Below are 12,488 nucleotides of genomic sequence, written 5' to 3' on the forward strand. Positions count from 1 at the left end.
CTGCAGAGGCGTTTTATGAATCAGGACAAAAACACATTATTTGACACCGAGTTTGGGTTAAACCAATTAAGCGGCAACAGAGAGTTGCTGATCAAAATGTTAGATCGATTTAGTTCAGATTACGCATCCGTCAGCCAGGAGTTGAGTGACGCTATTCAGCAACAGGATATGGCAACCGGCAAGGCCAAAGCACACACCATCAAAGGTGTGGCAGGTAATCTGGGGTTGTGGAAACTGCATCACGCCAGCAAAGACCTGGAGGAAATGTTCAAAGCTTCTGACGCGAATTTTGATGCCTGTTTGGCGGAGTTTTCCACGGTGATGACTGACACATTTGCAGCTCTGGAAAGATTTAAGTCCGGTGACCCGGTAGACACCGATGAGGCTCCGGCAGCAGACTCCGGCAGCGCCACAGACAATGACGCCAAAGCGGAACTACAAAGCTTGTTAGAGAACTTTGAGTTCATCGATGCCGAAAAACTGGCCCGGCTAATGGCCGATGCGGGCATAGACACCGCCAAACAAGCCGAATTAACGCAGGCAATCAGTGACCTGGACTACCCTACCGCCATTGAGTTATTGAATAATTGATGCTGATTTTGTGTCACATTTAGTCAATGCTGAAATCCCGATGTTAGCTGAACACCGGGATTTTTTTATCGTTCACAAGCCCGCCGGGATTTCTGTGCATCAGCAAGGTGACATCAACGGCCTGATGACCTTGTTAAAAGCCCAATTAGATACTGATTCGCTGTGGCTGGTGCACCGATTGGATCAGGTCACCTCGGGTTGTTTGATTGTCGCCCGTAATAAACCCACAGCCAGTCAGTTAGGGGCACAGTTCGAGCGACGTGAAATTACCAAGTATTATCTTGCCTTGTGTGATAAACGCCCGAAAAAACGCCAGGGCTCGGTCATTGGCGATTTAAAGAAAGTCCGCTCAGGCAAATGGACACTAACGCGAAGTCAGGTAAACCCTTCCGTAACCCACTTTTATGATACGGGCATTGGTAATGGACTGCGCCTGCAAGTTTTAAAGCCCTACACCGGACAAACCCATCAATTGCGGGTGGTACTCAATAGTTTAGGCAGTACAATATTGGGAGACAGTCACTACGGCGGCCTGCAAGCAGACCGAACCTATCTGCACGCCTGGCAAATCGGCTTTTCACTGAACGGCGAAGATTTCCACTTTCACTGTTTGCCCGATTCGGGAGAACACTTCCAGACTCCTGAATTTTTACACAAAGTCAGCGCTATCTCACCGGTTGCGGAACACTTCAGCTGGCCCGACAGCAAGCTCAAACGTATCAGCGGTGGCAGCGGTGCTTAATCTGACCATTGTGGGGCGTGGAGCCATAGGCACCTTGCTGGCTGCCAGATGCATCGAACAGAATATTGCTTTTCAAATGTGGTGGCGAGACGCGGTGACTACACCTTTATCTATCACAATGAAAGACGGGAAACAGCACCAGTTCCAGCAGGGAAAAGGCCAGGCACCCGATATCTTGATTTTGCCCCTGAAAGCCTGGCAAATAGCCCCGGCGTTGGATGAGTTTGCTGAACATATTCCCACAAGCTGTTGCATAGCGCTGTTACACAATGGTATTGGCACAGAAACGCTGGCTCTGAATGCATTCCCCGACAATCCGTTGGTGAGACTCACCACCAACCGGGCAGCCAAAAAGCAACAGGATACCGTGCTGGAAACCGGGTATGGCAACAGTCAGGCTGGCTGGTTGCGAACGCCTGGCGATCAGGTTAAACAAGAAACTGAAGCGCTGTTCAACCGGTTGTTATCCCCATGTGAATGGCATCGAGATATTCGCATCCCGCTGTGGAATAAACTGGCAATCAACTGTGTTATCAATCCGCTGACCGCGATCCATAATATTGCAAACGGTGGCTTACAATCGCCACACTATCAGCAACTTATTGCGCAACTACTGGACGAGTTTCTGCTTGTTGCTCAGGCAGAAAAGCTAACTTTCGAAAAGTCCGATTTAGAGCACAATGTGAGCCAGGTCATTGCAATGACTGCCGAAAACTATTCATCCATGCATCAGGACATACATTTTAAACGTCCAACGGAAATTGATTACATCAATGGCTACTTGCTGCAGGTAGCGGCCAGCCACGGTATCACCCTGACGGCACACCAGGCGTTGTATGCTCAGATCCGACAACTGGAATCTGTATAGGCAATAATCAGGGCCGATAAACTTTCACGTTGTCAAAGCCACGTTCTTTTAACACCAACGCCTGCATTTTGCTCATCACACCGCGATCGCAGTAGAGGTAATAGGTTTTTGTCTGATCCAGCTCACTGTACTCTGAGGACAACTTGTAAAAAGGAATGTGTGCCATGCTGCAGTGTTCGATTTGCAGAGGGTTGTGATCTCGCTCAGCAGGGGCGCGAATATCCAGCAACACGTCGCCGGGGGCCAGCTGATTACTGGATTCAACAGCAACGATTTGTTGCTCACTTTTTTCACCCAGGTTTTTAATATCTTCAACATTCGCGTCGGCAACCACCTTGTCAATCAGGCTTAGATCACATTTGGTTTCTTCTTCCAAAACCTTGTCCAGAGGCGCTCTGACATTGGGTTTGATGGAGATTACACCACAGTATTCCGGCATAGATTTGGCAAAATCTTCGGTACCGATTTTACGGGCAACATCGATGATGTCGCTTTTATCTGAACAAATCAGCGGCCGCACTACCAGTTTGCTGGTGGCCTGATCAATGACATACAAATTACTTAACGTTTGACTGGATACCTGACCCAGACACTCACCGGTTACCAGACCATTGATTTGCAAATTATCGGCCACAATGCTGGCTGCTCTTAGCATCATGCGTTTTAAAACCACCCCCATGTAGCCGTTTTCCACATTCTGCAGAATATCAGCAACAATGGGTTCAAAGTCCACCGCAATAAATTTTACCCGATGAGATGGGCTGTAGTTTTTCCACAAATAATGGCTGACTTCCCGCACGCCAATTTCATGCTCTCTGCCACCCAGGTTAAAAAAACAAAAATGCGTTTTCGCACCGCGCCGTATCATCTGGTAACTGGCAACACCGGAATCGAATCCGCCGGACATCAGTGACAATACATCTTCCTGGCTGGGCAATGGCATACCGCCAAGGCCTTTAAATTTGCGTTCTACCAGAATGAGTTTGTTGCGGTCGATTTCCAGGCTAATGGTGACATCCGGGTGCTTTAATTTGACGCCGCCGGTTTCACAAAACTGATTGATTCCGCCACCAACGTAAGCTGCCACTTCCGTTGAGGAGAAAGGCTGATCGCCTTTGCGTTTAACCCGCACGGCAAAGGTCTTGCCTTTTAATTGATGCTGCCAAACCGCTTTTACCTGCTGGTAAATGTCATCCATATCGGTATATTCAGATTCCTGAACCACCAGACATTGGTCAATACCGGGTATCCGGGCCAACAGGTATTCTGCCCGTTCACCAAAGCGGGCGGCATCCGATTTGATATTAACCAGAATTTTATCCCACTGATTCTGAATCGCGCAGGGAATGTGGTTTTGCCCGAGGATTAGACGTATATTGGATTCCAGTAAACGAATAAAGCGCTTTCGCACATCTTTACTTTTGATGGTGATCTCAGGATGTAGCTTTACCAGGAATCTCACGTCTCTCTCCGGCCGAAAAAAGCGCCGATTATACTCTCATCGCAATCCCAGTAAACCTTATATTGTCCGGTCCCGGAAAACCCGTTGATTGGCTTAGGATTCTTCTTCTGATATCGAGATAGGTTCAGAGAATTTAGGCTTGCCCTGATTAATGGCGATCTCAACCCGACGGTTGCGGTTGTCATCAGACTCCTGACCAGGCATTTCCAGCGGTTGGGTGTCGGCTCGTCCCACGACTTCCATGCGACCTTCATCGAACCCCGGCACTAATCTGAGGACTTCGGCCACTGCGACCGCCCGCTGCGAAGACAGATCCCAGTTTGAACGATATAACTCATTAGAAATATGCTGGCTGTCGCTGTGACCTGACACCGCAATTTCACCGGGCATATCCACCAACAGAGCGCCGACTTTTTGAATCACCGGAATAAACTGCGGCTGTAAAAACGCCGAACCCGCCGAGAAGGACCCTTTTTCCCGAATGCGTATTACGATTTGCTGACCCAGGGATTCCATCTCGATGGAGCCGTCCACAATTTCCTGTTGCAGCTTTTCAGCAACTTTTTTCATGTTTTCGTTGATCTGTTCCTGACTCTGAGGTTGCGTAGGCGAAGAAGAGGATGAATCAGTAGCCGTTTGCTGCGCCTGACCACCTCGCTCCTGTCCCCGCTGTTTCTGACGGCCACCGGCTGAGTCTTCATCGCCAGCCTGAAACTCCAGCATTTGCTGAGTCATTTCAATGGTTTGCTGTTGGATATTTTCTATGGGAGTGGGATCAGGTCTGCCAGGACGGAATTCCATGGCAATAACACTGGTGCCTTTGGGGATATCTTTAACTTCTATCTTGTTTTGCACACCAAACGCAAATTTCATAGAACCGGCAATTTGCTTAAACTTGAGTACATCCATTTCTGAGAACGCCAACAACAGTACAAAGAAGCACATTAACAGTGACATCAGATCAGCGAATGTTCCCATCCAGGCGGGCAGGCCTTCGGGGGGGCATTTGGGACATTCTTCAGCTTCTTCACTCATTGACTTTACTCAATTAATCTTCGGGCTTAGCCGCACCGCGTTTTGTGGAAGCAAGGTAACTTTTCAGAATACCTTCGATAACTCTGGGGTTTTGCCCATCGGCAATACCAATAATGCCATCTAATACCAGACTTTGATTTACCTTCTCTTCGTCTTTGCGGTTTCCCAGTTTAGTCGCTACCGGTAAACAAATAACGTTGGCAAAAAACGCCCCATACAGTGTGGTCAGAAGTGCCACCGCCATCGCCGGCCCAATGGCTTTAGGGTCATCCATATTAGATAGCATGGCCACCAAACCTATTAGTGTGCCGATCATACCCATCGCAGGTGCAACATCACCCATGCCTTTGAATATAGTGGCGCCAAATTCATGTCTTTCAGTAGTTAACGAAATATCTTTGTGCAACGTAGTGCGCACAACATCGATATCGTGACCGTCCACCAGCATATCTACGCCCTTTTGCATAAATGAATTTTCGATTTCCGCTTCTTCAAGCGCCAAAAACCCCCCCCTTTCTGGCGGCATCAGCCATTTCAACAATTTTCTGAATTAACTCATCCGGGGCTTCAATTTTAAACATAAAAGCTTTTGCAGCAATTTTACCTGCGCCAAAAAATTGCCCTAAGGTTACCTGTGACAGTACGACAAAAATAGTGCCTCCAAATACGATAAGTAATGATGGAACATTGATAAACATGCCCATCTCGCCACTCATCACCATGGACATCACTACAAAACCAATGGCGCCTATCATGCCTATTAGCGTTGCCAGATCCACACTGTCCTCCCCGAATAATTATAATCTGATGGTCAACAACACCAACCTCTGGCGCATTTTATTGCTTTACTTCATGCATTAAGTTGCTGACTTAACAACCATTCTATCGGCAAAGTGACATTTTTCCAGAGGAATAAAATCATTTTATTTCAGGAATGCTGGTATTCTGGTCTCTGCAACGGCGCCAGAATTTTAATTGACCCCTGGTTTTTGCTTATGTATCTTGCGCCTTCACATTCTGGCAGAGCGAACGAAATGACGACCGACAACAGGAATACCGATACCAGTTTCGAGCAATCCTTGCAGTCACTGGAAAAAATAGTGAGCGCAATGGAGCAAGGCGAATTGTCCCTGGAAGACGCATTGAGTTCTTTTGAGCAGGGCATAAAATTGGTACGGGACTGCGAGGAAAAGTTAAAATCAGCAGAGCAACGTGTCAGGATACTGACCCAAACGGATGATGACATGACCCTGCAATCGTTTGAAGAATCCCCGGATCAAAACTGACCGCTATGAAATGGAAAACCGCCGCGTCGCGCTACGCCGAAGAAATCACGCATTTGCTGGAAAAGGTGTTGGGTGAATACCCGATGCTACCCGGTGAACTACAAAAGGCTATGGGCTATAGTTTGTTTTCCGGCGGTAAACGGGTCAGGTCTTTCCTGGCACTTTCCAGCGCGGAAATGTTGCACCTGCCACATGAAAAAATGCTGCATTTTGCAGCCGCAGTTGAATGTATTCACACCTACTCACTGATCCATGATGACCTACCCGCTATGGATAATGACGACCTGCGCCGCGGTAAACCCACCTGCCACATTGTGTATGGTGAAGATATTGCAATTTTAGCCGGTGATGCGTTACAGACCATGGCGTTTGAGATAATTAGTCAGGCACCTCAATTGACTGCCAGTGAAGCCATCAGCGCGATTCGGATACTGAGCTCTGCCTCCGGGTTACAGGGCATGTGTGGGGGGCAATCGGTGGATTTGTTTCAGGCAGGAAAGTCCATCGCCCAACAAGATTTGGAATTGATGCACCGCCTGAAAACCGGTGCACTGATAAATGCCAGCATCCGTTTTCCAACCCAGTTGGCGGGGCTACCAGCTCACGAAAACGAATTGTTGCATAAATTTAGCCAGGCAATTGGCCTGGGCTTTCAGGTCCAGGATGATATTTTGGATATTGAAGGCAGTACCGAGCAACTGGGTAAACCTCAGGGTTCAGATATTAGTGCTGATAAAAACACCTATCCGGCATTAATGGGCATGGCTGGCGCTAAACAATACTTACAACAACTACACGACGAAGCTAAACAGGCCTTGTTAGCACTACCTTACAACACAGAAATTTTGCTATCATTCACCGATTACCTGTTTAGTCGTAACCACTAAGGCACTCTTTACCTAACATGACCCTGGATATTTCTCATTACCCTTTACTGGCTAAGATTCATAGCCCTGAAGATTTAAGGCTTTTACCCAAAGAAGACCTGAAGCAGGTGGCCGATGAATTAAGAGCTTACCTGTTAGCCAGCGTCAGTCAAAGTAGTGGTCATTTTGCCTCTGGATTAGGTACCGTTGAGCTGACTGTGGCGTTACATTATGCCTATAACACGCCTTTTGACCGCTTGTTGTGGGATGTAGGTCATCAGGCTTATCCACATAAGATTTTAACCGGGCGGCGCGATCGCATTACCAGTATCCGTAAAAAGGGCGGGCTGCATCCGTTTCCCTGGCCACCGGAAAGTGAATTCGACACCTTTGCAGTGGGTCACTCCTCCACCTCCATTTCCGCTGCTCTGGGCATGGCTATCGCCGCGGAAAAAGAGCAAAAAGGTCGCAAAGTTGTTGCCGTAATCGGTGACGGCGCTATGACCGCCGGTATGGCATTTGAAGCGCTTAACCACGGTGGTGACATCAGCAAAGACATGCTGGTTATCCTAAATGACAATGAAATGTCCATTTCGGAAAACGTGGGCGCTCTGAACAGCCATCTTGCCCGTCTGCTGACCGGGAGTTTCTTTAACTCCATCCGCGACGGAGGCAAAAAACTGCTGTCAAATGTCCCACCCATCAAAGAATTTGCCAGCCGTGCAGAAGAGCACATCAAAGGCATGGTGGTACCGGGCACTATTTTTGAAGAATTGGGGTTTAACTATATCGGGCCAATTGATGGTCACGATGTTAACGGCGTGGTGGATACCCTCACTAATATGCGCAACCTCAAAGGCCCACAGATACTGCATGTGGTCACCAAAAAGGGCAAGGGTTACGAAGAAGCAGAAAAAGATCCGATTAAATTTCACGCTGTACCAAAATTTAATCCGGCGGAAAATGCCTTACCCAAGTCCAGTGGCAGTGCCCCCACCTTCAGCAAGGTGTTTGGTGACTGGATTTGCGACATGGCCGCTCAGGACAAAAAACTCATGGGCATAACACCGGCCATGCGGGAAGGCTCAGGACTGGTTCAGTTTTCACAGCAATATCCAGAGCAATATTTTGACGTGGCGATTGCCGAGCAACACGCTGTGACCCTTGCAGCCGGACTGGCCATTGATGGCTTAAACCCCGTAGTGGCTATTTATTCTACCTTTTTACAGCGGGCGTATGACCAGCTGATCCACGATGTTGCTTTACAGAACCTGCCGGTGCTGTTTGCCATAGACAGAGCTGGCATAGTGGGCGCTGATGGCCCCACCCATCAGGGTGCTTTTGATATTTCTTATTTGCGCTGCATTCCTAATATGGTGATTATGACACCTGGCGATGAACAGGAGTGCCGCGATATGTTGTATACCGGCCACCTGTTGCAACAACCTGCTGCGGTGCGTTACCCCAGAGGTGCGGGTAAAGGTATTGAGGTCAGTGCCACCATGAACCAATTGGCCATCGGTAAGTCGCGTAAACTGAAGGATGGCGAGAAGGTTGCCCTGTTGAACTTCGGCACCTTATTGCCCTATGCCGAAGCGGCCGCAGACGCACTTAACGCCACCTTGGTAGACATGCGATTTGTTAAGCCATTAGATGAGAATGCCATTCAGGAGGTGATCAAAACTCACAGCCTGATTGTGACCCTGGAAGACAATGCCATTGCCGGAGGTGCTGGAAGTGCTGTTGCAGAATACATTAACAGCCAGCCGCAGATGGTAAAAGTGCTGCACCTCGGCATACCGGATGAATTTATTATGCAGGGCACGCAGGAAGAAATGTATCAGGAGTTAGGTTTGGATACCCAGGGCATTACCCATAAAGTGCAGTCATTCTTGCAAACGCTGGGCGCATAACTCAGCGCCTCTGCAACGGGTTGTGCCTTGTTTCAGACGGTCAGCAAGCCGTAATGTAACAGAGCCTGCATGGTCAGTAACGACAATACGCCAGCAATAATATCGTCCAACATTATGCCCAGTCCGCCATGAACCTGCCTGTCAAAGTAACTGATAGGCCAGGGTTTCAGGATATCGAATAAACGAAACACCAGAAAACCAACTGCGAGATTAGTGATGCTCAGCGGTACGGCAATCATGGTGATCATCATACCAGCCACTTCATCCCAGACGATTGCAGAATGATCGTGAACGCCCATGTCTCTTGAAGCGACTTCACAAATGTAAATACCAATCAGTGAAACCGCCAACACCAGGGCCACCTGACCCGACACCGGCAACAAGGGTAATAAAAAGACGAAAGGCAGCGCCGCTAAGGTGCCGAAAGTGCCCGGCATAAATGGCGCCAGTCCACTGCCAAAGCCCAGCGCCAGAAAGTGCCATGGATTGCTCAGCCTGAGCTTTTTCAGAGCCGTTTTTTTAGTGGCGCGATCCATGTCAGCGGTAACTCCTGACGTTAGTGATTAAAGTGTTGAAAACCGTTTTCCGGCAAATGGAAGGGTTTGTCACCTTTGGTGAGTTCCATTTTTTCAGCAACGCCGTTTATGCGTCCGATACAGGTTGCCGAAACGTTGCAATTGGCCAGCGCGGTTTCCAGGCTGCCTTTTTGCTCATCCGCTACCGTGAACAGTAACTCATAATCATCACCCGATGTCAGGGCGTATCGAATCCCTTCTTCCTGACCGACTGTAGCCAGCATCGCTTCTGACAAGGGTAAACGCGTTACGTCCACCTGAGCACCAGTTTGGGAAGCAAACAAGATATGTTGCAGATCAGATTTTAGCCCGTCTGACAAATCGATACAGGAGGTCGCGATACGTCTCAGTGTTGTGCCTACCAGCAATCGCGGGGTCGGAAAGTTAAGCCGGTCGATCAGAAAATTGCGATGTATCGGCTCTGCCGGTTTCAGGTTTTGCAACAGATCCAGACCAAGTCCAGCATCCCCCAGCGTGCCGGTGACATAAATCCAGTCGCCGGGTTTTGCCCGGGAGCGCATTAACGCCTGACCTTCAGGAATAAAACCTTGTGCAGTAATGGTGATGGACAAAGGCCCCTGCACCGTATCACCGCCAATCAACTGAATAGAGTAGTAATCAGTGAGTTCCTGCAGGCACAAGGAAAAATCCCTGAGCCAGGTTTCATCGTATTGCGGAATAGACAAAGACAAACTGATCCAGGCCGGTTCGGCACCCATGGCCGCCAGATCGCTCAGATTTACCGATAGAGCCTTATGAGCTACAGCCCTGCCAGAGGTATTTTTCGGAAAGTGCACACTCTCGGCCAGGGTATCTGTAGTGGTCACTAACTGTTGCCCTTCGGGTACTGTTGTGAGCGCACAGTCGTCGCCTATGCCAAGCTGAACATCCCGGCGCTGATAGCTTTTAGACAGGAAGTAGCTTTTGATAATATCAAATTCTTTCACATTTTCACCGGATTAGCGCTTAACTTCATCCTTGCGCAACAGGCGGACGGCTTTGTCCAGTACCCCGTTGATAAACTTGTGGCTGTCAGCCGCACCAAACTGTTTACCCAACTCAATGGCTTCATTGATAACCACTTTGTAGGGTACGTCGAGGCGTTGTGTCAGTTCGAAGGCAGCAAGGCGTAAAATAGCCTTTTCAATCGGGTCAATCTCGCTTATTGGACGGTCTGTTACATACAGTTTATAGCTGTCGTCCAACTCATCGACATGCTCAGCGACATAGCGCAATGCTTCCTGAAAGAAGCTCATGTCCACTTTATTCATATCTTGTTGTGTGGCGACATTTAACTCGATTTCAGAAACCGGGTTACCCGTCATCTGCCAGGAATAGATGGCTTGCATCGCCAGTTCTCTGGCTTTTTTACGTCCGGCTACTTTCACGACTTATACTCCAGCCAACTGGTCAATAACGTTGGCCATTTCCAGGGCGGAATGCGCCGCTTCTGCACCTTTGTTGCCTGCTTTGGTACCTGAGCGCTCAATCGCCTGCTCAATACTGTCTGTGGTGATCACACCAAAGGCAACCGGAATGCCGAACTCTAAAGACACCTGTGCCAGGCCTTTATTACATTCTCCGGCAACAAAATCAAAATGGGGAGTGCCACCACGGATCACCGCACCAATGGCAATAATGGCGTCAAATTTACCACTTTCTGCGGCCTTTTTAGCCACCAGGGGTAACTCGTACGCACCCGGTACTTTAATGACTGTAATATCTTGCTCATTCACTTCACCTGCTCTGTCCAGGGTGTCAATCGCACCTTCGACCAGATGGTCAACAACAAAGCTGTTAAAACGCGACACCACAATGGCGAATTTTTTGCCTGTGGCTCTGATATTACCTTCCACAATGTTCATATAATCTTGCCTCAATAATTGGTCCGGAATTTGGCTGGCGCGGATTCTACCACACCTGCCCGCTATTCACCGGATTTTTTGTATTATTTCATCAGACCCTGCCGGGTCTTCAATCTTTAGTCAGAAAGCGTTTCTACCACTTCTAAACCATACCCGGACAAGGCATGATATTTAACCGGTTTACTGAGCAATCGCATCTTCTGCACACCCAGTGTTTTTAAAATCTGACAACCGACACCAACGGTTCTGGAAGTGCCCTTCCACAAATTAGTGACCGCCTTCTCGCCTTTGTCTTCAGCTTCAAATTGCTGTACCACGTGTACCAGCTCGTCACTGGTTTCTTCACGGCCTAAGATCAACAATACGCCACCGTCAGCGGCAATGCGTTTCATGGCTTGCGGTAAATCCATGGAGCGATCAATAGAACGGCCTGAACCCAGCACATCACTGAAGGTATTGCGCAAGTGAACCCTTACCAGGGTGGGCTCTTCCGGTGTGATATTGCCTTTACACAACGCGAAGTGTACCTGATTGTCGATAGTGTCTTTAAAGGTAGCCAGTTCAAATTCCCCGTGTTCGGTGGGCAATTTGCAGGTGGCCACCTGCTCGACTGTAGCTTCGTTGATATTGCGGTATTCGATGAGATCGGCAATTGTGCCCAGTTTCAGATCGTGTTTTTTGGCAAAGGCTTCCAACTCCGGGCGGCGCGCCATGGTGCCATCGTCGTTGAGCACTTCCACGATCACGCCAGCCGGTTCACAGCCCGCCAAACGCGCCAAATCTACCGCGGCTTCAGTATGACCAGCCCGGTTGAGCACCCCGCCTTCTTTGGCAATCAGCGGGAATATGTGGCCTGGCTGAACAATATCTGTCGCCACCGCGTCGGGCGCAACGGCAGCCAAAATGGTTCGGGCCCGATCAGCGGCTGAAATCCCGGTAACAACCCCTTCAGCGGCTTCAATCGATACGGTAAAATTAGTGGAAAACTGTGCGCCATTGTTTTCCACCATTAATGGCAATTTTAACTTTTTGCAGCGCTCCTGGGTCATAGGTAAGCACACCAGTCCTCTGGCATGAGTTACCATAAAGTTAATCGCTTCCGGCGTAACATGTTCTGCGGCCATGATGATATCGCCTTCATTTTCACGATCTTCGTCATCCATCAGGATGACCATTTTACCGTTGCGAATATCTTCGAGGATTTCTTCTGTGCTGTGTAATGACATAATTTAATTTACTGTAGGGTTGATGGCACAGTGAATGTAGTGCGTCTGCATTCACCAGC

13 protein-coding genes and 1 pseudogene are annotated in these 12,488 nt (G+C 48.7%); 6 read left to right on the forward strand and 8 right to left on the reverse strand.

Going from position 1 to position 12,488, the window contains the following annotated elements; genetic code table 11:
• The first annotated feature begins 15 nt into the window (after nucleotides 1-15).
• Genes LJ740_RS11550 through LJ740_RS11560 form a run of 3 tightly spaced genes read left to right on the forward strand, consistent with a single transcriptional unit; the run spans nucleotide 16 to nucleotide 2,201 of the window.
• Nucleotides 16-591 (forward strand): Hpt domain-containing protein, encoded by a 576-nt coding sequence (locus tag LJ740_RS11550; protein ID WP_229529246.1) that lies wholly within the window; start codon nucleotides 16-18, stop codon nucleotides 589-591.
• A gap of 10 nt (nucleotides 592-601) precedes the next feature.
• Complete coding sequence (locus LJ740_RS11555; protein WP_229529247.1) at nucleotides 602-1,333, forward strand: TIGR01621 family pseudouridine synthase; 732 nt, start codon at nucleotides 602-604, stop codon at nucleotides 1,331-1,333.
• Nucleotides 1,326-2,201, forward strand: coding sequence for a ketopantoate reductase family protein (locus LJ740_RS11560; protein ID WP_229529248.1), 876 nt, complete (start codon nucleotides 1,326-1,328; stop codon nucleotides 2,199-2,201). The genes LJ740_RS11555 and LJ740_RS11560 overlap by 8 nt, the downstream gene beginning before the upstream one ends.
• A gap of 7 nt (nucleotides 2,202-2,208) precedes the next feature.
• Here the strand turns inward: LJ740_RS11560 and thiI are convergent, their stop codons facing one another.
• The 3 genes and pseudogenes from thiI to pomA all read right to left on the reverse strand — a co-directional run bounded on the left by thiI (nucleotide 2,209) and on the right by pomA (nucleotide 5,477).
• Nucleotides 2,209-3,663 (reverse strand): tRNA uracil 4-sulfurtransferase ThiI, encoded by a 1,455-nt coding sequence (gene thiI / locus LJ740_RS11565; RefSeq protein WP_229529249.1) that lies wholly within the window; start codon nucleotides 3,661-3,663, stop codon nucleotides 2,209-2,211.
• 93 nt (nucleotides 3,664-3,756) lie between these two features.
• Entirely contained in the window at nucleotides 3,757-4,698 is a 942-nt protein-coding gene (locus LJ740_RS11570) for a flagellar motor protein MotB (RefSeq protein ID WP_229529250.1), read from the reverse strand.
• A gap of 13 nt (nucleotides 4,699-4,711) precedes the next feature.
• A pseudogene (gene pomA, locus LJ740_RS11575) lies at nucleotides 4,712-5,477 on the reverse strand (flagellar motor protein PomA).
• 255 nt (nucleotides 5,478-5,732) lie between these two features.
• Between pomA and LJ740_RS11580 the strand changes: the two are divergent.
• The 3 genes from LJ740_RS11580 to dxs are packed head-to-tail and all read left to right on the forward strand — an operon-like array spanning nucleotide 5,733 to nucleotide 8,763.
• Complete coding sequence (locus LJ740_RS11580) at nucleotides 5,733-5,984, forward strand: exodeoxyribonuclease VII small subunit (protein ID WP_229529251.1); 252 nt, start codon at nucleotides 5,733-5,735, stop codon at nucleotides 5,982-5,984.
• 5 nt (nucleotides 5,985-5,989) lie between these two features.
• The gene (locus LJ740_RS11585; RefSeq protein ID WP_229529252.1) at nucleotides 5,990-6,871 is read left to right on the forward strand and encodes a polyprenyl synthetase family protein; all 882 of its coding nucleotides are present in this window, start codon (nucleotides 5,990-5,992) and stop codon (nucleotides 6,869-6,871) included.
• Between the two features lie 17 nt (nucleotides 6,872-6,888).
• A complete protein-coding gene (gene dxs / locus LJ740_RS11590; protein WP_229529253.1) occupies nucleotides 6,889-8,763 on the forward strand; it encodes a 1-deoxy-D-xylulose-5-phosphate synthase in 1,875 nt (624 codons plus the stop codon).
• 32 nt (nucleotides 8,764-8,795) lie between these two features.
• On the opposite strand, the gene LJ740_RS11595 is transcribed toward dxs, so the two are convergent.
• The 5 genes from LJ740_RS11595 to ribBA all read right to left on the reverse strand — a co-directional run bounded on the left by LJ740_RS11595 (nucleotide 8,796) and on the right by ribBA (nucleotide 12,429).
• The gene (locus tag LJ740_RS11595) at nucleotides 8,796-9,299 is read right to left on the reverse strand and encodes a phosphatidylglycerophosphatase A family protein (protein ID WP_229529254.1); all 504 of its coding nucleotides are present in this window, start codon (nucleotides 9,297-9,299) and stop codon (nucleotides 8,796-8,798) included.
• Nucleotides 9,300-9,319: 20 nt separating this feature from the next.
• On the reverse strand, nucleotides 9,320-10,285 hold the full coding sequence (thiL, locus tag LJ740_RS11600) for a thiamine-phosphate kinase (protein WP_229529255.1): 966 nt from the start codon (nucleotides 10,283-10,285) through the stop codon (nucleotides 9,320-9,322).
• Between the two features lie 12 nt (nucleotides 10,286-10,297).
• Nucleotides 10,298-10,726: a transcription antitermination factor NusB gene (gene nusB, locus LJ740_RS11605; protein WP_229529256.1), complete on the reverse strand. Its 429-nt coding sequence runs from the start codon at nucleotides 10,724-10,726 to the stop codon at nucleotides 10,298-10,300.
• Between the two features lie 3 nt (nucleotides 10,727-10,729).
• Nucleotides 10,730-11,203 (reverse strand): 6,7-dimethyl-8-ribityllumazine synthase, encoded by a 474-nt coding sequence (ribH, locus tag LJ740_RS11610; protein WP_229529257.1) that lies wholly within the window; start codon nucleotides 11,201-11,203, stop codon nucleotides 10,730-10,732.
• 116 nt (nucleotides 11,204-11,319) lie between these two features.
• Nucleotides 11,320-12,429, reverse strand: a complete 1,110-nt coding sequence (ribBA, locus tag LJ740_RS11615) for a bifunctional 3,4-dihydroxy-2-butanone-4-phosphate synthase/GTP cyclohydrolase II (protein WP_229529258.1) — start codon at nucleotides 12,427-12,429, stop codon at nucleotides 11,320-11,322.
• Nucleotides 12,430-12,488 lie beyond the last annotated feature (59 nt).

It is taken from the genome of Planctobacterium marinum (genome assembly GCF_020687805.1).
In the GTDB taxonomy this organism is placed as follows: Bacteria; Pseudomonadota; Gammaproteobacteria; order Enterobacterales; family Alteromonadaceae; genus Planctobacterium; species Planctobacterium marinum.